This window comes from Oceanobacillus damuensis (genome assembly GCF_001618145.1).
Taxonomy (GTDB): domain Bacteria; phylum Bacillota; class Bacilli; order Bacillales; family Amphibacillaceae; genus Oceanobacillus; species Oceanobacillus damuensis.
On the sequence record NZ_LQNF01000021.1, the window covers coordinates 56,091 to 79,316 of the forward strand.

At 37.8% G+C, this 23,226-nt stretch carries 23 protein-coding genes, 1 rRNA gene and 1 pseudogene; 19 read left to right on the top strand and 6 right to left on the bottom strand.

Features of this window, described 5'->3' with window-relative positions:
• Positions 1-38: 38 nt before the first annotated feature.
• The 9 genes from A4245_RS13415 (at position 39) to A4245_RS13455 (ending at position 9,087) form a co-directional block, all read left to right on the top strand.
• Positions 39-776 (top strand): metallophosphoesterase family protein, encoded by a 738-nt coding sequence (locus A4245_RS13415; RefSeq protein WP_157087723.1) that lies wholly within the window; start codon positions 39-41, stop codon positions 774-776.
• Between the two features lie 380 nt (positions 777-1,156).
• Positions 1,157-1,732 (top strand): TetR/AcrR family transcriptional regulator, encoded by a 576-nt coding sequence (locus A4245_RS13420; RefSeq protein ID WP_067728762.1) that lies wholly within the window; start codon positions 1,157-1,159, stop codon positions 1,730-1,732.
• A 169-nt stretch (positions 1,733-1,901) separates the two neighbouring features.
• The gene (locus tag A4245_RS13425) at positions 1,902-2,900 is read left to right on the top strand and encodes an NADP-dependent oxidoreductase (protein WP_067728764.1); all 999 of its coding nucleotides are present in this window, start codon (positions 1,902-1,904) and stop codon (positions 2,898-2,900) included.
• An 86-nt stretch (positions 2,901-2,986) separates the two neighbouring features.
• A complete protein-coding gene (locus A4245_RS13430; protein WP_067728766.1) occupies positions 2,987-3,826 on the top strand; it encodes an alpha/beta fold hydrolase in 840 nt (279 codons plus the stop codon).
• Between the two features lie 85 nt (positions 3,827-3,911).
• The gene (locus tag A4245_RS13435; protein ID WP_067728768.1) at positions 3,912-4,973 is read left to right on the top strand and encodes an alkene reductase; all 1,062 of its coding nucleotides are present in this window, start codon (positions 3,912-3,914) and stop codon (positions 4,971-4,973) included.
• Positions 4,974-5,294: 321 nt separating this feature from the next.
• Positions 5,295-5,741, top strand: coding sequence for a PaaI family thioesterase (locus A4245_RS13440; protein WP_067728770.1), 447 nt, complete (start codon positions 5,295-5,297; stop codon positions 5,739-5,741).
• Positions 5,742-5,745: 4 nt separating this feature from the next.
• Positions 5,746-6,732 carry an acrylyl-CoA reductase family protein gene (locus A4245_RS13445; RefSeq protein WP_067728771.1) on the top strand — a complete coding sequence of 329 codons (987 nt, stop codon included), beginning with the start codon at positions 5,746-5,748 and terminating at the stop codon, positions 6,730-6,732.
• 108 nt (positions 6,733-6,840) lie between these two features.
• Positions 6,841-8,202 carry an MFS transporter gene (locus A4245_RS13450; protein WP_067728773.1) on the top strand — a complete coding sequence of 454 codons (1,362 nt, stop codon included), beginning with the start codon at positions 6,841-6,843 and terminating at the stop codon, positions 8,200-8,202.
• A 495-nt stretch (positions 8,203-8,697) separates the two neighbouring features.
• Positions 8,698-9,087, top strand: coding sequence for a VOC family protein (locus A4245_RS13455; protein ID WP_067728774.1), 390 nt, complete (start codon positions 8,698-8,700; stop codon positions 9,085-9,087).
• 738 nt (positions 9,088-9,825) lie between these two features.
• Here the strand turns inward: A4245_RS13455 and A4245_RS13460 are convergent.
• Positions 9,826-10,248 carry a hypothetical protein gene (locus tag A4245_RS13460; RefSeq protein ID WP_067728776.1) on the bottom strand — a complete coding sequence of 141 codons (423 nt, stop codon included), beginning with the start codon at positions 10,246-10,248 and terminating at the stop codon, positions 9,826-9,828.
• Between the two features lie 360 nt (positions 10,249-10,608).
• Between A4245_RS13460 and A4245_RS13465 the strand changes: the two genes are divergently transcribed.
• The 3 genes from A4245_RS13465 to A4245_RS13475 all read left to right on the top strand — a co-directional run bounded on the left by A4245_RS13465 (position 10,609) and on the right by A4245_RS13475 (position 12,254).
• Positions 10,609-11,046: a CHRD domain-containing protein gene (locus A4245_RS13465; protein WP_067728778.1), complete on the top strand. Its 438-nt coding sequence runs from the start codon at positions 10,609-10,611 to the stop codon at positions 11,044-11,046.
• A gap of 266 nt (positions 11,047-11,312) precedes the next feature.
• Positions 11,313-11,606, top strand: coding sequence for an antibiotic biosynthesis monooxygenase family protein (locus tag A4245_RS13470; protein ID WP_067728780.1), 294 nt, complete (start codon positions 11,313-11,315; stop codon positions 11,604-11,606).
• A gap of 156 nt (positions 11,607-11,762) precedes the next feature.
• Positions 11,763-12,254: a hypothetical protein gene (locus A4245_RS13475; protein ID WP_067728781.1), complete on the top strand. Its 492-nt coding sequence runs from the start codon at positions 11,763-11,765 to the stop codon at positions 12,252-12,254.
• A gap of 323 nt (positions 12,255-12,577) precedes the next feature.
• Here A4245_RS13475 and A4245_RS13480 read toward each other — a convergent pair whose 3' ends face one another.
• The 3 genes and pseudogenes from A4245_RS13480 to A4245_RS13485 all read right to left on the bottom strand — a co-directional run bounded on the left by A4245_RS13480 (position 12,578) and on the right by A4245_RS13485 (position 15,671).
• Positions 12,578-13,777: an MFS transporter gene (locus tag A4245_RS13480; RefSeq protein WP_067728782.1), complete on the bottom strand. Its 1,200-nt coding sequence runs from the start codon at positions 13,775-13,777 to the stop codon at positions 12,578-12,580.
• Positions 13,778-14,067: 290 nt separating this feature from the next.
• Positions 14,068-14,194, bottom strand: a pseudogene (locus tag A4245_RS21020) (IS110 family transposase); the annotation flags it as partial.
• Positions 14,195-14,378: 184 nt separating this feature from the next.
• On the bottom strand, positions 14,379-15,671 hold the full coding sequence (locus A4245_RS13485) for a glutamate-1-semialdehyde 2,1-aminomutase (RefSeq protein ID WP_067728784.1): 1,293 nt from the start codon (positions 15,669-15,671) through the stop codon (positions 14,379-14,381).
• Positions 15,672-15,832: 161 nt separating this feature from the next.
• Here A4245_RS13485 and A4245_RS13490 point away from each other — a divergent pair, with 161 nt between their 5' ends.
• From A4245_RS13490 to perR, 5 genes are all read left to right on the top strand, one after another.
• Positions 15,833-16,267, top strand: coding sequence for a potassium channel family protein (locus A4245_RS13490; RefSeq protein ID WP_067728786.1), 435 nt, complete (start codon positions 15,833-15,835; stop codon positions 16,265-16,267).
• A 57-nt stretch (positions 16,268-16,324) separates the two neighbouring features.
• The gene (bcp, locus tag A4245_RS13495) at positions 16,325-16,792 is read left to right on the top strand and encodes a thioredoxin-dependent thiol peroxidase (protein ID WP_067728788.1); all 468 of its coding nucleotides are present in this window, start codon (positions 16,325-16,327) and stop codon (positions 16,790-16,792) included.
• An 80-nt stretch (positions 16,793-16,872) separates the two neighbouring features.
• Entirely contained in the window at positions 16,873-17,826 is a 954-nt protein-coding gene (locus A4245_RS13500; RefSeq protein ID WP_067728790.1) for a D-2-hydroxyacid dehydrogenase, read from the top strand.
• Between the two features lies 1 nt (position 17,827).
• A complete protein-coding gene (locus tag A4245_RS13505) occupies positions 17,828-18,385 on the top strand; it encodes a cob(I)yrinic acid a,c-diamide adenosyltransferase (RefSeq protein WP_067728792.1) in 558 nt (185 codons plus the stop codon).
• 146 nt (positions 18,386-18,531) lie between these two features.
• Entirely contained in the window at positions 18,532-18,975 is a 444-nt protein-coding gene (gene perR, locus A4245_RS13510; RefSeq protein ID WP_067728794.1) for a peroxide-responsive transcriptional repressor PerR, read from the top strand.
• A gap of 209 nt (positions 18,976-19,184) precedes the next feature.
• Here the strand turns inward: perR and pabB are convergent, their stop codons facing one another.
• Positions 19,185-20,936 (bottom strand): aminodeoxychorismate synthase component I, encoded by a 1,752-nt coding sequence (gene pabB / locus A4245_RS13515; protein ID WP_067728796.1) that lies wholly within the window; start codon positions 20,934-20,936, stop codon positions 19,185-19,187.
• A gap of 248 nt (positions 20,937-21,184) precedes the next feature.
• Positions 21,185-21,562 (bottom strand): YgzB family protein, encoded by a 378-nt coding sequence (locus tag A4245_RS13520; RefSeq protein ID WP_067728798.1) that lies wholly within the window; start codon positions 21,560-21,562, stop codon positions 21,185-21,187.
• 123 nt (positions 21,563-21,685) lie between these two features.
• On the opposite strand from A4245_RS13520, the gene A4245_RS13525 reads away from it, so the two are divergent.
• Both A4245_RS13525 and A4245_RS13530 read left to right on the top strand, forming a co-directional pair.
• Positions 21,686-22,561, top strand: coding sequence for a nucleotidyltransferase-like protein (locus A4245_RS13525; protein ID WP_067728803.1), 876 nt, complete (start codon positions 21,686-21,688; stop codon positions 22,559-22,561).
• 372 nt (positions 22,562-22,933) lie between these two features.
• Positions 22,934-23,226, top strand: a 16S ribosomal RNA gene (locus A4245_RS13530); the annotation flags it as partial.

Consider the following 23,226-nt stretch of genomic DNA (forward strand, 5'->3'; position numbering starts at 1 on the left):
GAAGAACAGGTAACTTTTGGGAGATGGATGTGATTAGAATGGGGACTAATATTGCAGTTATTGCCGATATTCACGGGAATAGTGCTGCGTTAAAAGCAGTTTTGGATAATATTGATAGAGATAAGCAAATAGAACACATTTATTGTCTTGGTGATTTAGTAGGTATCGGACATGAAACAAATGAAGTTCTTGAAATGTTGTTTTCCCGCACAGATATATCTTTTGTTAAGGGAAATCATGATGAGGAAGTATTAAGCATAATTGATGGAAAAGAACCGAACAGTGTTGGTGAGGAAAGGGAACACCATAGATGGATTGCATCCAAATTAGATGAGAAATTTATTCCTAAATTATCAAGTATTGCAATGAAACAAGAAAAAATAATAAACGGTAAAAACTTTTTATTCGTGCATTATCATATAGAGAAAAAAGGTAAATTTTTATCAATTGATAATCAACCAACTATCGATAAACTTGATGAATTTTATAAAACCTCTAATGCAGATGTTATCTGTTTTGGACACCATCATATTGTTCATCATTTTAAGTCTAAGGAGAGACTCTATCTTAATCCGAGTTCATTAGGATGTAACCACAAACCTTATGCATCGTATGTAAAACTGTATATTGGCAAAAAGGGTCAAATCGACGTTTCTTTTATTGAAGTTCCTTATGATAACAAGGATTTCTTGCTGTCATATGAAAAGCTAAATGTTCCTGCTAGGGATTTTATATTGAAATTCTTTCATGGTGAACAGCATTTACAATACATCTAACTTCTTATTACGCTATCTGGTGCAATACTTGAAGAAGGAAAAACACCCTTTCCTATTGAATTTATTAAAGGGGCAGAATAGTGTAAGATGGCAACTTTTATTTCAATTAGTGATTTTCCTCTTTGTTAAAATATAAAATGAGAAAAATCACTATCCGATAGTTCTAAAGCATAGAGAAATGTCATACTAATTTCTGGAGTTATTTATTGATTGATCGTTCTCTAAATGATATCGTAGAGTATATAAGGTAATAGATAAGCAATATTTTTTTTTGGAGAAATGAGAATGACCGTTCTCGAAACGAGCATCTAAGTACTTAAAGCCTTTTTAAACGAGGTACTAAAGAGCTGCTATAGTTTGTTCGAAAGGAGGGGGATTGGATGGCAAGAATCAAAGAATATGATGAAAATGAAGTATTACAAAAAGCTATGGTACTCTTTTGGGAACAAGGCTATGAAAAAACCTCTATACAAGATTTAGTCACGCATATGGGCATCCATCGCAGAAGCATATACGATACATTTGGCGATAAGCACACATTATTTATGAGAGCTTTGGATCGCTATGATGAGGTAATAGGGACCAAGATAGATTCGCAAGTAAAGTCACTGGATTCGGTTAAACAGGCGATCAGGCGACTATTTGAGATTGCAATTTATAAAAATGAAAAAAAACCTATTGGTTGTTTAACAGTAAATACAGCAGTTGAATTGTTCCTGCATGACGAAGAAATAGCAGAGAAAGTTGTGGATAGTTTCTCAAAGACCGAGAGACTATTGAACGAGCTATTGCTACGAGGTCAAACATTAGGAGAAATCTCCCATCATCATGATGCGGAAAAGCTCTCCCAATTTATGCATAATTCCTTAGTGGGATTGCGAGTACTAGCGAAAACAAGCGATGATAAAGAAAAGTTGGAAAGCATTATCGATATGACACTGTCTGTCTTGGATTAAGCTTTCTTTTTTTACCCTTATTAAGAATGTTCATTCTCAAATTATTTCAATTAAAATTGGACGTATGCTTGTAGAGTAAATTATTTCCTTTACAAGGGATTGGACACGAAAGAATGCTTATTTAACAACAAAGCATCTTTTGAATACATGTTATTTGGAGGTGAAGATAGTGAAAGCGATGGTAATTGATAAGTATGGAAAAGTCCCATTACGCTTGGCAGAAGTGCCCCTACCTGAAATTGATGAATATGAGGTACTCACAGAAATTCATGCAGCTAGTATTAATCCGCTTGATTTTAGGATACGCAATGGGGAGGTGAAATTGTTAATTAATTATAAAATGCCGCTGGTTCTTGGGAATGACTTTTCTGGTATTGTTACAAAAGTTGGTAAAAAAGTGACTGGCTTTAGAGTCGGAGATGAAGTATATGGCCGTCCGCGTGAGAGTAAAATCGGAACTTTTGCTGAATACATTTCTGTTCATGAAGATGACATAGCCTTAAAACCTGAAAATTTAAGCTTTGAAGAAGCGGCATCGATACCATTGGTAGGGTTAACTTCATATCAAGCTTTACATGAAATACTTCAATTGCAAAAAGGGCAAAAGATATTGATTCACGCTGGTGCTGGTGGTGTCGGAACTATTGCTATTCAACTAGCAAAATTAATGGGTGCCACTGTTGCAACGACTGCTAGTGAAGCAAGTAGGGAATTAGTCAGGTCCCTCGGTGCAGATGAAATCATTAATTACAAAACAGATAAATTTGAAGATATACTGGAAAGTTATGATGCAACATTTGATACGCTTGGAGGCAAGACGCTCGAAAAATCCTTCACTGTTCTTAAAGACGGAGGAAAAGTTATATCCATTTCAGGATTACCAAATGCTCGCTTTGCTAAAGAAAGGGGATTAGGATTTTTAAAAACGATGTTGCTCTCCGTAGTAAGTAAAAAACTTACTACACTTGAAAAAAAGCAAAATGTTCAATATAGGTATTTGTTTATGAAGCCGAGTGGCGAACAATTACGTATCATTGCAGACTTTATTGAATCTGGAAAAATCGAACCTGTAATCGATAGAGTATTTTCCTTTGAAGATGCGCAAAAAGCAATAGAATATTCGGAATCAGGAAGAGCTAAAGGGAAAATTATATTGAAAATCAGGTAGCCATCACATGTACAGTAAGTCACAGCCAGACAGATAAAATCTAATTTAAAAATACTCGAACAATAAGTTCGAAAGGAGACTATACAATGTCAACATTTACAATTCCAACTGAATCAAGTTATATCGAAGCTGAAGGGGTACGATTTGCCTATAGAAAGTTCGGCCAAGAAGCAGGAATTCCGCTAGTTTTCTTCATTCACTTCCGCGGAACAATGGAAAACTGGGATCCTATTATGATTGGTGCTTTAGCTGAAAATCGACCAATTATTCTCTTTGATAATGCTGGTGTTGGTGAATCCAGTGGTGAAACTCCGCCTACTATAGCGGAGATGGCTAAGGATGCAGCGTCTTTTATTAAAGCACTTGGCTTAGAAAAAGTCGATATTCTTGGTTTTTCAATAGGAGGAATGGTTGCACAGGAATTAGCATTGCAACAGCCAAATATGGTACGACGCATCGTCTTGGCGGGTACATCTCCACGATCTGGTGTCAGTGAGCGTAGAGAAGGCGTGTATGAGGCGATGACTGAATCTAGTGGAAATGATGCTCGGGAGAATTTCTTGTTCCTATTTTACGGACCTACCGAAACGAGTCGAGCGGCTGGTATAGCTTCATTAAAACGAATCTTGGGTCAGAAAAAAGTGGAAAGCTCATCTCAAGTGACCGAGGCGCAATTCAAGGCAGTATCCGAATGGGCTCAGCGGGAACCTGAACAGAAATACGACTGGTTACAGAAGATTACGCAACCAGTACTCGTGACCAATGGGGTTGAAGACATCATGGTTGCGACTAAAAACAGTTACATTCTTACTGTAAACTTACCTAATGCCCAACTCATTATTTATCCAGACTCTGGTCACGGACATCTATTCCAGTACCCAGAACAATTCGCTGGCGATGTAAATCGATTTCTTGATGCTGAGTAATGAAGAGGACAATTAGTCATAGATAATCAATTACTACTAACCATCTTATACTTAAAGTGTATGAGAACAAAAAAGGAGAATGAAATTGAAGAAATTATTTGAAGAGGTTCGTATTGGAGACGTTACATTGAAAAACCGCTTAGGTATGTCACCAATGACAAGAAATAGAGCTTTACCTGATGGTACTCCAAGTGAGTTAGCGGCTGAATATTATAGTCAACGTGCTTCATTTGGTTTAATTATAAGTGAAGGTACACAACCTTCAGATGATGGGCAAGGGTACTTCAATACACCTGGGATTTATACGGCATCTCACATAGAAGGTTGGAAGAAAGTAACGAGTCGTGTACACAATGAAGGTGGACGCATATTCATTCAGCTCATGCATGTAGGGCGTGTTTCACATCCTGACAATACACCACATCACCGACAAGCGGTCGCACCTTCTGCTATTGCACCTGGTATAGAAATGCATACAGCTGAGGGGAAGAAAGATATTCCGACGCCTAGGGAATTAGGTCAAAATGAGATAAAAGAAGTCATTCAAGAATTTCGTACTGCCGCAGCCGCAGCAATTGAAGCAGGAGCCGATGGAGTCGAAATTCACGGGGCGAATGGGTATCTCATTCAACAGTTCCTTAGTGAAAACTCCAATCTCAGACAAGATGCCTATGGTGGTACCATTGAAAACCGAGCTCGATTTGCAATTGAAGTGACTAAAGCAGTCATTGATGAAATTGGTCCAGAAAAAACGGGGATTCGATTCTCTCCTCAAGGAACATTGAACGGCATTGAGGAAGGCGATACAAATATTGAGATGTATCGTTATTTAATAGGGGAATTAAACAAACTTAATTTGGCTTATCTTCATATTATGCACTTTGGTAATGAACCCTTATTACAAGAAATACGTCAATTATGGACACAACCCCTAGTAGTAAATAGAGCGGGACGTCCACTTGAACAACTTACTGTGGACGTGGACAGCGGTATAGCAGATGTTTCGACAGTAGGAATTTGGGCACTAGCTAATCCAGATTTCATTGAGCGTATAAAGAAAAATGCCCCCCTAAATGAACCGGATTTAAATAGGCTTTATACCGGTGGTGCACAAGGTTATATAGATTACCCGTTTCTAGAAGCTTAATTTAATTTTTCAATTACTGCATGGAGACTGCAGGTTTATTTACTTTAATAATCTAGAAGCACTTATTTTGGTATTAAAACTAGTAGGGATTATTTAAGTAAAGACGCTTCTTTAAATAAGAGAAGCGTCTCCTTACACTATTAAAATAATTAAAAGTTTATTCAACAATAGAGGGCTAGAGTTTAGCAAGCAAACACAAAAAGTCGATTCATTAGTGTGCCGGAATTCTACTTTACAGATAGAAACGCGCTTAACGGACAAAATTTCTGACTTGTTGGCAGTACCCTAAAAGTAAAATTTATTATTTAGGAGTTGTGGATAATGAGTCACTTAGAAAGAATAAAGAAAATGATGACGGGTGAAATACCTGGTGCTCCTGTTGCGCAGGTACTTGGCTTTAAGGTGGTAGAAGCTGAAGAAGGCAGAGTCGTTATTGAAATAGAAGCTTCTGAAAGATTGCATAATCCGATGGGCACATTGCATGGCGGGATACTGGGTGATATAGCTGATGCTGCAATGGGATTATCTTTTATTAGTACACTTGCTGAGGACGAATTGTTTACGACGGTGGAACTTAAGTTGAATTTCCTTAAACCTATTTTTGAATCGAAACTGCGAGCTGAGGGGCAAATAATAAAAAAGGGCGGCACAATTGGATTGCTGGAATGCCATATCTATGATGAAAAAAAGAGTCTTGTTGCGCATTCAACGAGTACGTGTATGGTTTTAAAAGGGAATTCCAATCATAAAAGAGAAAGGAAAGTATGATAAAATGAATAATTTCAAAGCGATGGTACTAGACAAAGTAAATGATCAAACCAAGTTAGAAATCAAACAATTACGTATGGAGGACCTTCCAGAAGGCGACGTAACCATTCAAGTAGCCTATTCTAGCGTAAACTTTAAAGATGGTGCAGTAGCCATCCTAAATAAGTTTGTATCCTCCTATCCTGTTGTGCCAGGAATCGATTTAGCTGGAACGGTTATTGATTCAAAAGACGAACGATTTACAAAAGGTGATGAAGTTATTGTTACGAGCTACGAATTAGGAACAGGTCATTTTGGCGGCTATAGTGAACTCGCACGTGTTCCTTCAGAGTGGGTTGTTCCTCTTCCGAAAGGGTTATCTTTAAAGGAATCCATGGTTCTTGGAACAGCAGGATTAACTGCTGCAATAGCCGTTCAAAGACTAGAAGATAATGGATTAGAACCTAGCCAAGGACCTGTTCTAGTAGCTGGTGCAACAGGAGGAGTAGGCAGCGTTGCGGTAAATATTTTAGCTAAAAAAGGTTATGAAGTTGTGGCGAGTACAGGAAAAAAAGACCAAGAAGAGTATTTGAAAGGATTAGGCGCTAAACAAATCATTCATCGAGATGAGATTGTAGATAACGACAATCAGCCAGTGCGTGAAGAAAAATGGGCAGCAGCGATTGATCCTGTAGGGGGGAAAACTCTCCAATACATTCTAAGTACATTGAAGTATGGTGGATCTGTAGCTACATGTGGTTTCACAGGTGGCAGTGAAGTTTCCACAACCGTTTATCCTCATATTTCACGAGGTATAAATTGGCTTGGCGTTGACTCGGTTCAATATCCAAGATATGAGCGTTTAAAAGTTTGGAATCGTCTTGGGAATGATTTGAAACCAACAACCTTAAATGAAGAGATGGTTAATGAAATCTCATTAGAAGAACTACCCGGAGTATTAGCTGCTATATTAGAAGGGAAAGTACGCGGAAGAACGCTTGTTAAACTATAAACAGATTTTGAATGGAATCAGCTCACTGCCTGTGTGAGGCAGGTTGATTAGTCGTTGTCGTCCGAATACGATAACGACTAATTACTTTAAAAATAAGGACGGGATCAAATGACGTCAACTACTTCTCCCCAATTAGAAAGCATGGTACCCATTCAAGAGAATAAGATTATTTTAATTTTGAGTTTTACCATCTTGCTCGTAGTAATGAACACGACGATGTTTAATGTTGCATTGCCCTCTATAATTATAGACTTTTCCTTAAATTCATCAACAGCGTCGTGGCTCGTTTCCGGTTATTCAATCATGTTTGCCATTGCATCATTGGCTTTTAGCAGATTGTCGGACTTTATCCCCGTCTCTAGACTTTTGTTTTTTGGAATCAGTATTTTAGGAATCGCATCCATCATCGGCTTCTTTTCCAATCATTTTCTCCTCTTATTAGGAGCTCGAATTGTTCAGGCTGTTGGTGGTGGAGGGATTATGGGATTGGGAATAATCATCGCCGGGCGTTTACGTCTTTCGAGGCGTGCAAGAGCGATGGCAATTATTACTTCTACGGCTTCTTTGGCATTTGGGTTAGGCCCTCTAATAGGGGGAATCATTACGCAATACTTAGGATGGAATTATCTTTTCGTTATCAGTAGCATTTCGGTCCTTTCCATTCCATTCTTCCATTTGTTGTTGCCGAGAGAGGTTCTTCAAAAAGGTCACTTCGATCTATTTGGTGCAATTCTAACGGGACTTAGTGTTACAGGTCTACTCCTTTTTCTGACCACATTTTCCTATATTATCTTTGCTGCAACCGTCGTTCTTTTTGTGGTGTGGTGGAGATATCTTCATAAAAGAAAAGAGCCGTTCATTCCGCCAATCCTCTTTAGAAATAGGCAGTATACAAAACTACTGTTAATAGTTTGTATCACTTTTTTTATAAATTTTGCAAATCTGTTTTTAATGCCAATTATGCTTACAACTACATTCCAACAAGGACCGATAGAGGTAGGGATGATCATTTTTCCAGGAGCTATTATTGCAGTGATTGCTGGACAATTTATAGGAAGAGTAATTGATCGTTTTGGCAATATGCCATTAATTATTTCGGGGCAATTGTTTTTATTAAGCGCGACCATCCTATTCGCATTGTTATCTACCATCAGTCCTTATTTTATACTTGTGGCATATATGTTTGCGAGTGTTGGTTTTACATCACTTTCAACGAGTATTTCTAATGAGATAACGAGGATTCTGCCAATGACACAAGTCGGTTCAGGCATAGGAGTCGCCCAATTAATCCAATTTTTCGGTGGAGGGCTTGGAGTCACTATTTCTGGATTACTACTAACCCTTCAAAATAGTTTATCTCCAGAAACTATTTATAGAAATATTTTTAATTGCTTTTTCTTTGTTATAATGATAGCTATTTTAATATACGGTTTATATTATCGAAGTTCTAGGCTTAAACAACCAAGTTAACTTTATTATCACTTGAATCAAAATAATACAGTCATAATATGTTTCAATCATTCTATTCGGTTGTTTCCTAATTGAAAGCTTCTCAATCGTTATTGTTTTACTGTTTCAGTTAATAAATCTTAAATAGATACTCTGCTCAGTTGGTCTTTTAATGCGCTTTATTATTCATGTTTCTTACAACATTTTTAGTAAACCTAGATTTAATAAAAAAGCCCAGTGAAACAATTAAATGTAAGATGTTAATTAAGACATGTCTGAGTGTTAAAATTTGAACAGTTAATACTTTCTTTGCATATTAAAATAGATTGTGAAAGATTGTACTTAAACTATCTGGTGCTATGCTTCAATAATAAGGATTGCTTTTCTTATTGAAGTGCTGGCAGTAGTTGCTAATTGATTTAATTAACGAATCAAGATTCTGATGCGGTGCTTAAGGTCATCTCTGTTACAAAACGAATAAGGTAAAAAAATGGCGAAAGAAAAGAGGTGAAGTTTTTGATTATATATAAATGTCTCCATCACGTTAGTCTTAATGTGACTGATTTGGAAAGAGCAAAAGAGTTCTATGGTAAAACTTTATGTTTAAAAGAAATTCAACGCCCGAATTTTGATTTTTCAGGTGCTTGGTATGAAATAGGGGGACATCAACTTCATTTGATAGTAGATCCCTCTTCACAGACGATTCGTAAGGATAAAAGTTTATCCAGTAGGGAGGGGCACTTTGCCCTTAGAATCGAGAACTATTTTGACACTCTTAAATGGTTAAAACAGAATGAAGTTGAAATTCTGGAGAAACCAAACGGAAAAAGTGGGTTCGCACAAATCTTCTGTGTCGACCCAGATGGTAATTTGATTGAACTAAATGTTAACCAAGAAAATCTATAAGTATAGCAGAAAAATGCCGCCATTACTGCACTTTTCTTATTGAAGTAACTGGTGCGTTAGCTTAAGTATTTTACTGTTCCACAATCGGGCCATATTGTTGAAAAAGATTATTGTTTTAGGGGGAGGTTGCATCTTGAATAAGAAAAAAGCAAAAAATATATTGGGAGTTTTATCAATATTAACTGTAGTAATAAGCATCATCTTTTCTTTATAACAAGAGGACCTAATTCAAGTTGACTGTGGCTATAAGTGTGTTTACCGTGCTTCCGAACTTGGAATTATTTTTGCTATAACATCTAAAAAACTGTGGTTCATTGTAATAAGAATTATACTTAATAGCGCAATGTTAGTATTTGCTTATTTTCTGTTGATTGCACTAGCAATTGGTGGACCATAAAATTTAATGAGGTAACGACGAGTGATTGTTTCATAAGCGTCTCTGTGCGTTTCTATAAGAGGGAATTGCACCCTTTTTCAATTAAAGCAGCAGTTTATTATAAAAAGGGGATCTCCTTTTTATTTCATCAATATGTGATCCTCTTTATAATAGCTTTATTTTTGTTATGAAAAATAAACATAGTAAGTACAACATAATCTTGTAAGACATACAAAATTATCAACATAATTGATCAATGAGTTTAGGATTTCCAATTATTTGCTCTATTCCATATTAAAAGACAGCATAAAGCTGCCTTTTAATCACTATTATAGTACCTACCACCGGTGTCCTCCACCATATTAATACCCAGGGTAATAAGGGTAATAAGGGTAATAATATGGATAAGGGAATAAACTTCTAAATAAACGGAATGGGAAACGTTGGCGACGGAAACGACGAAACCTTCTTCTGCGAGGACGACCATAATAGTCATAATCATCATAGTCATCAAAATCATCAAAACCATCAAAATCAAAGCCAAATTGTCTGGCTACCCCTTCTTCATTAACCTGCCTTACTTGTACTGCATCAACCTCTTCAGGAACTAACATGGTTACGCCATCATCGTCCATACTTTCGATAATACCATCAAATTGTGATCCATCACGCATTTGTGCTATAACATGGTAGTTCATATACCTGTGGCAGGTTGCTTTTATATCGTGATCCATAGGTTGATAAGTTCCTTGAAATTGATGATGCATTGGATTGTTGTTATCCATTAGAACATCTCTCCTTTCTATATATCCTAATGATATTCACCTAGCTTGGGCAATGATTGGGCTAGGGTGTTGTGTTCTTGAAAAACGTATGCCAGATTAATACAGTTACACTAATTTGGTTACTTAATCATATCTATACAGATGAGAGTTACAGTCGTCTTCCTAATTAACAGATTGAACTCGAGTATCATAACGGAAGTCAATTCTAGGAACAGCTTCGGCTTCTGCTCATAAGATAAAAATAAAACCACTGTTACTTGAATTTTATAACCTCTATCATTTGCCTTTTTTAGCCCTTAATCCTCTTACCTATACAAAGTTATTTCGATTAACATAACTTATATTAAGGAGGTGAAATTTATGGAGAAATTTATCGCTAAGTTAAGAGGGATAAACGAAGTACCTCCAGTAAAGACGGATGCTTTTGGAGTAGCTAAATTTCTCGCTAATAAGGATTGTACAAAAATTGAATTTGAGCTAGAAGTCAACAATATTAGAAATTTCATTCAAGCGCATATTCACTTTGGAGCCCGCGGTGAAAATGGACCTGTTCTCGCCTTCCTTTTTGGGGCTGATCTAGCAACTTTAGAAGATCAAAATGGGATAACAACTCGCCGAGGAGTAGTTACGGGAGTTATTACAGATAAGGACATCGTTTCTAATGACGCAGGTGTAAGAAATGTCAATGACTTACTAATACTGATGCGAAAAAAATTAACGTATGTAAACGCTCATACCGAACAAAATCCTGATGGGGAAATTAGAGGGCAAATTATCCCCATTCACAAAAGATACTAAGTGTCTATTTGCCTGTCCTGTCTGTTCCTACCTCTTAATGGGTGACAGACGGGCACAGGATTTGACATATTTTAATAGATTTTGATTTTCCCCAATAGGGCGCGATTGTTGAACAAGCGTCTCTTTTCTTCTTCAACTGAATGGTGCTTTTCTTAAAGAAGGATAAGCACTCTTTCTTGTTGAATTTATTAAAGGGGCAGTTTAGTTTAATAAGCAATATAAGTAAAATTTGTAAAATGATATACTTTCAAAAAGGGGGAGATTAAATGATTTTGGAAGCAGTTATGTTGCAAGTTAAGCAAGGTATGGAAGAGGAATATGAGGAAGCATTTCGAGAAGCATCAAAAATTATATCTTCAATGAGAGGTTACATATCTCACGAATTACAACGATGTATGGAGGTTAATGGGAAATATTTATTATTGGTGAAGTGGGAAACATTAGAAGACCATACAGATGGGTTTAGACAATCGAAAGAGTATCAAGAATGGAAAAAACAACTACATCATTTCTATGACCCATTTCCAACAGTTGAACACTTTGAGAATGTTCAACTTTAATAGGTTATTGAAGTAACTGGTGCGATTGTTTAAGAAGAAAAGTCGCTTCTTGTATTAAAGGGACAGATGATTGTTGAAGAGTGTTCGGCAGATATTTTTAAATGTTTTCTGCCTCTTTTTTGTTATGATAAAAGCAAGTAATGTAAGGGTGAATTTATGGAAAGTCAAAAAGGAATAACGATTGGACTTATTTTTGGACCAATAATCAACCTTCTGAGCTGTGCTATCCTTGAAATTCTAGTCTTTGGTTTTTATGGAGGAATTATTAGCGCAATCCTTAATTTTGATTTCGAGATATATTTCTGGGCCGTTAGCATTTCTATACTACCTACTGTATTTTTGTTCATGTGGTTTGGTCATCGATTATCCAAAAAGGAAATGTCTAAAAAACAGGTTTGGTTATATTCAGCAATGGCTGGTTTTGTAGTCATATTTATTTCCGCTTCCATTGGTAATGGTGTTTATTCCTATTTTAATTCTACTAGTAGTTTATCAGAACATGTAACAATTATTGTAGCTATGTTTAAATACGCTCCAGTTTATGCATTGACTTTGATACCATTTACTACCCCAATGTGTGTTCTAGCATTAAAAATACTTTCAAAAATCATAACTTCTACGATAAAAACAAGAACAAGTATAAACTAATATACAAAGTCTTATTAAATATATATCGAGTTAGCAAAACCTTTGAAGTCATGAACTCAAAGGTTTTTTTCTTTACAGAGATTTATCTTGATATTTCCAAAATGTTTGTTTGAAGCCTATATTAATGTTTATGCAGAAAAACCCTCAATTCTCTTATCTGCCTCATAACCCTTTGCAGCATCCGATAATAACATAATGCTCACTCCCAAAAATATAAATTACAGTTTTGAAGCAACGAATAGAGTATCTATTATTGTAATATCCGAAAGTAAGATAAAGCTTCTTATTTTGGGGTTCTTCCAATAAGAAATTTTGTGAACCTTTCAGGGTTGTTTTTCCTTATTTGCTTCAAATGGTTCCACTTTCCTGCTCCCGATTAAATACAACAACAAAATAATAATCATCAATGCAGCAGAAAGACTAAAGGTCATGCCGTAGCCGACAAATTTTGCTAAGAATCCAAGCCCGATTGATCCAATGGCCAATCCTGAATCAATAAAAATTAGCAGCATCGAATTGGCTGTTGCCTTTTTCTCGGGTGGAACAAGTGTTAACGCCCATGCTTGGCCAATTGGATGGATAATGGCAAAAGCAATTCCGAATAATACTCCTGAAACGAGAACCATCCACATGCTGGTGGAGAAGCCTAATAAGATTAAGCCTACAGCCCCTGAGACAGCAGCAGGAATAATAAGAATTCTGTGACCGAATCGATCAAAAATCTTGCCTGAGACCATACGAATCAATACCATGGCAATCCCTTGGGCGATAAAAAACTGTGAAATGCTTCCGCCGAGATTGATTTCCTCACCAAATGCCCCCACAAAGTTTACAGTTCCTGCAATAGTCATATAATTCAACGATACTAAAATACATGGAAGAAGAACACGTCTATCGAACATGTACTTATAGAAAGGTTCATTATCTGTTTCCTGTGGACTTTCCTTTTCTTGTTTAACCGTATTTTTTGTGAAAAAACTGCACAGCAGGGAAAAAGACATCAGGACCAAAGTCAGCATCATCAGCGATTCGAATGAGTAATTTGCAAGGTAGGAAATAGCGATTAGCGGCCCAAGTGTCGTTCCCACGCTTGTGGACATTGCGAAGAAAACAATCCCTTCACCTAAGCGAGATTTAGGAACAATATTACTTGATATCGTAAAGACTAATATCGTAAGCATACTAAAACCAATACCTTGCAGAGCTCTGATGAATATTAAAAACCCGATTGACTGATTTATAAATGTAAGACCGATTGTGCCCAAAAAGTAAAGGAGAGAGATAATGAGGAGTAATTTCCTGTTAACTTTTTGGATAATGACACTCGCAAAGAAGCGGGTAATCAACGATGACGTCATTAAGGTCGTTGTCATGATTCCAGCAAGCGCAGGATTATCACTAAGGTTTGTTACAAAAATGGGGAAACCTGCAGTTATCATATAAAAAGAAGCGAACATAACTAAAGACAGTAATACAATAATTGAATATTGGCTTGTCCATAGTTTAACTTTTTCTTTACCCATGGTATCTAAGACCGCCTTTCAGTGACTATTTCTAAAAAAGTAATGATTTATACGTGAAAATTGCTTTCAACAATATGACGCCTTTATTCTTTCCTCATTTTTAAGAAATATTTAAAGTTGTTTTCAATAAAAGTAATTAATAATAAAAATACTATCCAGGACGTGGAAGACCACCTTATCACCCAAAACTTCTTTTGAAACATATATGGGCGATTGATAGCAATACTATTGTTATGTTCACTTTTTTATGGGGACCGTTATAGTTCTTATGCTATATCCTGGAAAGCAGTTCAGCTTTTTAGTCTGACGTAAATCTCGTGTAAGAGATTATTCCCACATGCAATAAGCTAATCTAAAAGGTTTGCCTTCTTCACGTTTTTTATCATAAAATTCTCTTAGTCTCTTATTCCATGCGATTATCTTACCAGCCGTTTTCATTCGTCCGACTCTTAACAATCCCGCCCCTAAACGCTCCAAAATTTAAGAAAAGAGCAAACAAAAAAATGGACTCTCCATCATGGAAGAGTCCATTTTTTTCATTTGCAGAAAGAAGTGAATACAACAACTTTCCTTCCTGCACTAGTGCCTGGCACCATGTTTTCTAACCTTTCATCACCTTAAACGCATTTCCCACCGCATCAACAGTTTCATCGATATCTGATTCACGATGCTCTGTTGTAAGGAACCAGGCTTCATATTTCGAAGGTGCAAGATTAATACCCTGTTCAAGCATTAATTTAAAGAAGCGTCCAAAAGCTTCGCCGTCCGTTGCTTCAGCCTGTGCATAATTTGTGATCTTTTCTTCGCCAAAATACACCGTAAGTGCACCACGCAATCGGTTGACGGTAATTGCAACATCGAATTCCTGTGCCTTTTTAAGAATGCCGTTTTCCAATCGCTCACCAAGCATATCCAGTTTTTCGTAGACACCATCTTGTTTCAATACTTCCAGACAGGCAATTCCTGACGCCATGGATGCCGGGTTTCCAGCCATTGTTCCAGCTTGATATGCAGGTCCGAGCGGCGCAACCTGTTCCATAATGTCTTGTCGTCCACCGTAAGCACCAATCGGCAACCCGCCACCGATGATTTTACCCATTGCAGTCATATCAGGTTCAACACCATACAATTGCTGGGCACTGCCGTATGTAAAACGGAAGGCAGTGATTACTTCATCATAAATCACGAGGGCACCTGCTTCATGGGTCAAGTCGTTTACTGCTTGAAGAAATCCTTCATGTGGCTCCACGATACCAAAGTTTCCTACTATAGGTTCCACTAATACAGCTGCAATCTGATCTCCCCATTTAGCGAGAGCTTCTTTATACGCTTCCAGATCATTAAACGGTACCGTAATGATGTCTTCTGCAGTTGACTTCGGCACGCCTGCTGAATCGGGTGTGCCAAGTGTGGAAGGACCTGAGCCGGCTTGGACCAACACTGCATCAAAGTGTCCATGATAGCATCCTGCGAACTTGATGACTTTTGTTCTGCCAGTATAGGCACGGGCCACTCGGATCGTTGTCATTACTGCTTCCGTACCAGAATTATTGAAGCGAACCTTTTCAAGTGAAGGAATAGCCTCTTTTAACATTTTGGCAAATTGGTTTTCCAGTCTTGTTGGTGTGCCATATAGCACTCCTGTAGTTGCCGCATGTGCAATGGCTTTTGCAATATGTGGGTGGGCATGGCCTGTGATGATCGGACCATATGCTGCCAGATAATCAATATATTTATTTCCATCAACATCCCAAAAATACGGACCTTGTCCTCGTTCCATATATACTGGTGAACCACCGCCAACACCTTTGAATGCACGGGATGGTGAATTGACACCACCAACAATATGTTCCAATGCTTCTTTATGGAGTTCTTCTGACTTTGTAAAATTCATTAATAATTTTCCTCCCTTACACATTAACTAATATACCAAAAAAGGGGTGGTAATACATGTATGTTGTTTATTGCAGAGCCGCAAGCCATATATTAGAAGACAAGCCTGTAATTATTTTGCATACATATATGATATAAAGATTTTCAAAAAGGGGTCATGAGATGGTTGTTCCATGGATTTTATTTCTTGCAGTCTGTTTTGTAGTCGGTAAGAGTCTGTATGATTTTGTACGGAGTAAACAAATAAACATTACGTTTGGAATGCGGGAGAGCCACTTTTCCACGGAGATATTTGTTGCTTTATTAATCATTTATATCATTGTCATGTTTGGCTATGGAATGATTTATTTTATATTGTCCTTTCAGGGAATCGTTCTTGTGGAGAATGGTGAGCTGCGGCAGGTTAGTATTTTAGGTTCGATAATTCATTCTGTCTATTTCAGTGGGGTCACATTGCTGACAATCGGATATGGAGATATCACCCCAATTGGGATCGGCAGATTTATTGCTTTGACAGAAGCGCTAATCGGATATGTTTTGCCAGTTGCTTTTGTATTGAAAATCGTTCAAATCGGGGAAAGAAGCAGGCAGGAATGAAACTGTAACGTCAATATGATATAGTGATTTCAGGTCTATTTATGGAGGGATATTATTATGACAGTGGAAGTTGGAAAACAAGTAAAAGATTTTACATTACCGAGTCATTCTGGTGAGGAGGTAAGTTTGTCAGATTTTAAAGGAAAGCATGTTGTCTTGTATTTTTACCCGAAAGATATGACCCCGGGCTGTACAACAGAGGCTTGTGATTTCCGTGATCAGCACGATAGCTTTGCTGAACTGGATGCAGTCATCATCGGAATAAGTCCTGACCCGGTGGAAAGTCATCAAAAATTTATTGATAAGCATGATCTGCCGTTTCTACTTTTGGCAGATGAGGAGCATCAGGTTGCAGAGGACTTCGGTGTATGGAAACTGAAAAAGAATTTCGGAAAAGAATATTATGGTATTGAGCGTTCCACATTCATTCTTGATAAAGAAGGTATACTCCAAAAGGAATACCGTAAAGTAAAAGTTGATGGCCATGTGGAAGAGGCCTTGCAATTTATCAAGGAAAACCTTTAAACAGTCCGATCCAGGGCTGTTTTTCTTTTCAGTAATTAAGAAAACGTTTACTATATAAGAAAGACAAACAAGGGGATGGGATGACGATGATATTATTTTCTGCCAAAATTTCAAGTAAACATCAGGAAAATCTAAAGGGTAAATTCCCGGATGAAGAGTTTGTATTTTCTGATAGCAAGGACGAAAAGTGGGAACACTTGTCCAAAGCAGAGGTTTTTGTAACGTATGGGAGTGATATTACCGAAGAATTAATACGTAAAGCCGATCGACTGAAATGGATCATGGTGTTATCGGCTGGAGTTGATGAATTACCATTCCAAATGCTTGAGGAAAAAGATATTGTTGTTACTAATGTCCGTGGCATACATAAGATACAGATGGCTGAATATGCTATATCAATGCTGCTCCAGGTGTATCGCCAGGAGAAGCTTTTTATGCAAAGCGAAAATGAACAGAAGTGGGATAAATCGATAAGAATAAATGAGATTACTGAAAAAACGATTGTTATTGCAGGTACAGGTGCAATCGGACAAGAAGTGGCACGTCTTGCCAAGGCTTTCCGGATTAAGACGATCGGTATATCAAGAAGTGGTAATAAAGTAGATTACTTTGACGAAAACTATAGGAACCATGAAATAAAACAAGTGCTGCCACGGGCAGATTTTCTCGTCTCGGTACTTCCGAGCACACCCGAAACGAAGGGCTTTTATACCGAGGAACATTTTAAATCGATGCCTGATCACGGTGTCTTTTTGAATATGGGACGTGGGGATGCCGTCACCAGTGAAACAATCGGAAAAGCAATCCAAACCGGAGAAATTTCTCACGCGATCCTTGATGTTTTTGAAGAAGAGCCATTACCAGAGGGGCATCCTTTCTGGAAGGAAGAGAAGATAACGATTACCCCACATATTTCCGGACTTTCGCCGCATTATGTATCCCGGGCAATGGAAATCTTTATAAGCAACCTTGAAATATATAATAAAGGGAATAATGCTTTCATCAACAAAATAAACTTATCCAGGGGGTATTAAGATGCGAATATACACTCGCTCAGGCGATAAAGGGTTAACGTCTCTCGTTTATGGAAAACGTGTACCGAAAAATCATTTGCGTGTGGAAGCATACGGTACTTGTGATGAAGCTAATTCTGCAATTGGTTTGGCATTGAGTTTGCTTGATGGTGAAGACTGGGATGGAAAAAAGGCGTTCGCTGACCAAATGCACAAGGTTCAGACCATTCTTTTTCATGTGGGTTCAGAATTGTCTACCCCAAAGGATAAGGAAGTTAGCTGGAAGCTGAAGCAAAAGCATATAGATCAAATGGAAAAGCAGATCGATGAGTGGGATAAGGAACTTGAACCCCTCAAAAACTTTATACTTCCGTCAGGTCATAGCGCTTCAAGTGCGCTGCATACTGCAAGAACGGTTGTAAGGCGTGCCGAACGCATGGCGGTTGGGTTGGAGGATGAACTTGAAAACAGTCTTGTGCTATCTTATTTGAACCGTCTGTCCGACTTCTTGTTTGTTGCAGCCAGGTATGTCAATAAAAAATTGGGCGGGGAAGAGTTAACATTGAAAGTAGATGTTTAATAACTGGTAATACTGGTAATTAAAATGATATTGAATAATATACTATTATTGACAGAAGGCTATTGGAGCAGGTACACTAATTATAAAGATTATAATCTAATAATGTTATTAAATGGAATAAATTATTGAAAGAGAGGTGGTTGACGGTGTCTGAAGCACGATTACGGGAAGCAATTGATACATTAAAAGAATCAGGCGTCCGCATCACACCACAACGTCATGCAGTTCTTGAATACCTGCTTAATGCGATGGTCCATCCAACGGCAGATGAAATTTATAAAGCGCTGGAAGGTAAATTTCCAAATATGAGTGTCGCAACAGTCTATAATAACCTGCGCGTTCTTAAGGAAATTGGGCTTGTTCGGGAGCTGACATATGGTGATTCATCGAGCCGCTTCGACTGTAATACCTCTGATCATTATCATATCATCTGTGAGGCATGCGGCAAGATCGTTGATTTTCATTATCCATCCTTGGACGAAGTGGAATCACTCGCAGAACAGGTAACAGGATTTGATGTAAGTCATCACCGTCTTGAAGTATATGGTAAATGTGATGAATGCCAAAACCTGCAAACACAAAAGCACTAACGAATAGAAAAACCAAATGCTCGTTTAAGCATTTGGTTTTTTGGTTGGGTTATTTTAAAAAATAAGAATAATAAATTTTTGGCAGCAATTAACTCTTATTCATAAACAGCCACGTCCAGCTCCGGTTCCTAGAAACTCTTGTCATAAGCAAGGGACATTCCAAGCGCGAAAACCATGCGCTTTCCAGTCCCTTGCTTATGCATGCGTTTCTAAACAGTCACCTCCGCTTTTGTTCTTAACTCTACTGCAACCCATTTTCTGACGCTGTTGATAAGCCAGATTTTTGAAGCTTCTGCTAGATCGTCTATGCGCAGTGTCTTTTCAGTTAATATATTCTTATCAAGTAAATCCTCTCGGTATGTACCTGGAAGTAAACCGGACCGTAATGGCGGTGTATATAATTTATCGTTTATTTCAACTACAATATTACCTGTCGTGAATTCGGTGATTTCCAGCTCCTCATTCCATAACAGCACGTCATAAACCCCAGATTGCTGCATGAAATTTTCATATACCCCTCGGTTTGTCGTCTTATGATGAAGAAATACATTATCTTTAGAAATTGGTTCACTTGCCAGTTCTGCACGGACAGGTTCTGTGAATGGTTTTATTTCTTTTCCTTCTATATAATGTTCACCATTTCTATCTGAAAGTAATCTTACTTTCCACTTTCCTTCCTTATGCTGGGATGCAAAGTCATTCAAGCTGGTTCTGACAGCTGTCATATCCAATCGATAGCCAAAAAACTCGGCTGAGCTTTGCATTCTTTTAAGATGGTTCTCAAGTACAATATAGTGTCCTTCCTCAAGGCCAAGTGATTCCAATAACTGAAAATCAGTCGGTTTCACATCCAATACTTTCGCTTTTGTCAGTACTTCGTTATATTCTTCCTTTTCAGTGGAGTCCCAGGTAATACCGCCGCCCACACCATATTGAGCAGTGCCCTTTTCATTGTCGATCATCACAGTCCGGATCGGCACATTAAAAATCGCTTCCTTTTCAGGTGTAATATAACCAATCGCACCGCAGTAAACATTCCTCGGACTGCTTTCAAGATCATTAATAATATTCATTGTGCTGATCTTTGGGGCCCCTGTAATGGAACCACAAGGAAATATGGCCTTAAAGATATCTGATATTGTTTTGTCATCGGAAATCTCAGCCGTTACGGTAGAAGTCATCTGATAGACTGTCGGATATTCTTCAATGGAATATAAACTCGGAACCTTTACACTTCCCTCGATTGCTACCATACCAAGATCATTACGCAATAAATCAACGATCATCACATTTTCTGCGCGATTCTTCTCAGATTGATAAAGCCATCTCGAATTATCGTCATCTTCTTGTGCATTTTTCCCACGGCCAACCGTTCCTTTCATTGGCTTCGTTGTAATGACCCCATCTTTTCTCAAATGAAAAAATAACTCTGGTGAAGCTGAAATTACCGTATAGTCACCAATATTTAAATATGCACTGTAGTTAGCGGCCTGCGCGTTGACCATTTGATTATAGAATGCGATTGAATCCCCATCAAATTGTGACAGCAGTCGTATTGTATAATTGACTTGATATGTAATGCCCTTCTCGATAGCGTTTTTAATTTGCTGAATGCTATCATTGTAATCGATTATGTTTGTTTCGGCTTTCCACTCAGACAAGCGGAAATCCCGAAAGCTCTTAATAGTTGTCTTTTCAGGTGCCTCATATATCCCGAACCAAAGAAGTGGCATATCGGGGTTTTCGTTTACTTTAAAGTTCTGATCAAAAGCCGGTGCCGCCTCATAGGAAACATAACCAGCAGCATAGTTACCCTTACTTGTTTCCTCTTCCACCTCTTTCAATAGCGGAATTACTTCTTCTATTGTAGATGCTGAGAGTACTTTGATTGGATTTTTAAAAAGTAAAGGATTTTCCTTTTTATCCTCTTTAATAAAATTAAAATGCAGCAGTGAATCCATTCAATTCTTTCCTTTCTTGACAGATTAGAGCATAGGCAGCTGTTTTAATTCTCGGGTCTGAGGTGGCTGTTTAAGTGCAAGAATTAATTGCTGCCAAAACATATTCTATTTTATTCTTTAAAAAAACCCGCCGAAACACGACGGATTTAAAAGTTAGTTGTTTTTGGCAGGCAGGAAAGTATAAACTTACCAACCTGCATAAGTGCAACTAAGGCTGTCACCGAAAGGCTTGGTGACAACCAAGTTTTCTAATTGTCTTTATTGGATTTTGCATATTTTCGGGTATTGTATTTTTCATCAAATTCTTTGCCTTCCAGATTTCTGTCCATTGTTAATGGTTGTTTACAGTGCATGCAAGCGTCCACCCGCCCAAGCATTTTCGTAGGTTTCTCACAGCTCGGACAAACAACTGGTACGGCTTTCAGCGACAAGGTACCTATCCATACATATACTGCACAGCTTAAAACCACCATGAGCACCCCTAGTAAAAAGAACAATACCATTAACCATTCAATATTTTTCGTTAATATACCAGCGTACATCAATAGAATTCCACCGAAAACAAGAATCAGGGCAAAGGATCTTATTTTATTTATTTTACTTGAATAAACCAATTGTTGTGCCATGTTGTTCCCCCTTCATATACAGTTGTAGTATAGCATATAATTACTATTTTTTTAATTTGAAAAAGGATTTCATTCGAATGTAACGAACTATTATAATAGATGAAAGAATGGAGGAAATAGATGATGGAAAATCTCCTGAGACCTATATATCAAGAACATGCAAGCAATTTAAATACAATGGGTATATTAATTATAGAAAAAACACAGTATGACAGCCCAATTACTGACGGTTTTGATGTCATTCTGCTTATAATAGTTAAAGACCAAGAGCAAAGCTGGTATGTAAAACATTATGAGGTTGCTGAAAAAACAGCAGCATTACATATCGTTAAAGAGGATATCCTGATGGAATGGATTGATACAAGCGGATATCGAAGAGCGGTGGAGTGGATTATTTATGGGAAGACAGTCTTTGATCGTAATGAATACATCAGCAGATTGAAGGAACACCTTCGAGATTTCCCTGTGGAAAAAAGGGATTTGAGAAAAGCAATCGAATTCAGCAAGCTTATAAAACGCTATAGTGAAGCGAAAGCACTTTATGAAGCAGGAGATACAAAGGATGCCCATAGTAAAATTTTATTGTCACTACATTATCTGGCAAGACTTTCGGTAATTGAAAAGGGCTATTATCCGGAGGTAACCGTGTGGAGCCAGGTAAAAAATATTGATTTGGAAGTGTATAAGTTATATGAGGTATTTATTGAAGGCAATGAAGATATCAAAAAAAGGATTGAATTGATGATTATTGCCATGGATTTTGTAATCAACAACAGAGCAAAGACCGGTGCAAATCATCTGCTGGAACTTATGAAAACAAAATATGATCCTTGGTCCTATGCAGACATTAAAAGTATGCCTGCTGTTCAACCGTATACCTTTGACTTAAGTGCGCTTCTTTCCTATCTTGTGGAGAAGAGCATTATCTTTCCAATTCTGGAGGAAACAAAAGGGGCAGGTGTTTTTCAAAGAAAATATGTGGTTAATAAAGATGTGTAACAGCCCGAAGTTGAACTGCATATAATGAACGGAATTGTGATTGAGCCCAAGCGTCGTATACTTTCTGGATTGCTTTGTAAAGGGATTGAAAACTCTGTGTAAAGTTATAGTTGACTTTAATAAATAACCATGGTAAAGTTATATCCGTTGCCAAATTCCACAACGGAATGCGACGAAAAAAACTCAAAATAATCGTTGACATTATATAAGCGGTTATGTTATATTAGAGAAGTCGCCGCTTGAGAATGCGACTTACAAATTTGCTCTTTGAAAACTGAACAAAACAACCAGTATGTTAAGGAAGAAAACATTGTTTTCTTCAAATAAGCAACAAACAGAAGCTAGTCTTCTGACTAAGCTAATTCAAACACTTTTATGGAGAGTTTGATCTTGGCTCAGGACGAACGCTGGCGGCGTGCCTAATACATGCAAGTCGAGCGCGGGAAGCTTAACTGAACCCTTCGGGGTGAAGAAGAGTGGAACGAGCGGCGGACGGGTGAGTAACACGTGGGCAACCTGCCTGTAAGATTGGGATAACTCGCGGAAACGTGAGCTAATACCGAATAATACTTTTTGTCTCCTGACAGAAAGATGAAAGGCGGCTTTTGGCTGTCACTTACAGATGGGCCCGCGGCGCATTAGCTAGTTGGTGAGGTAACGGCTCA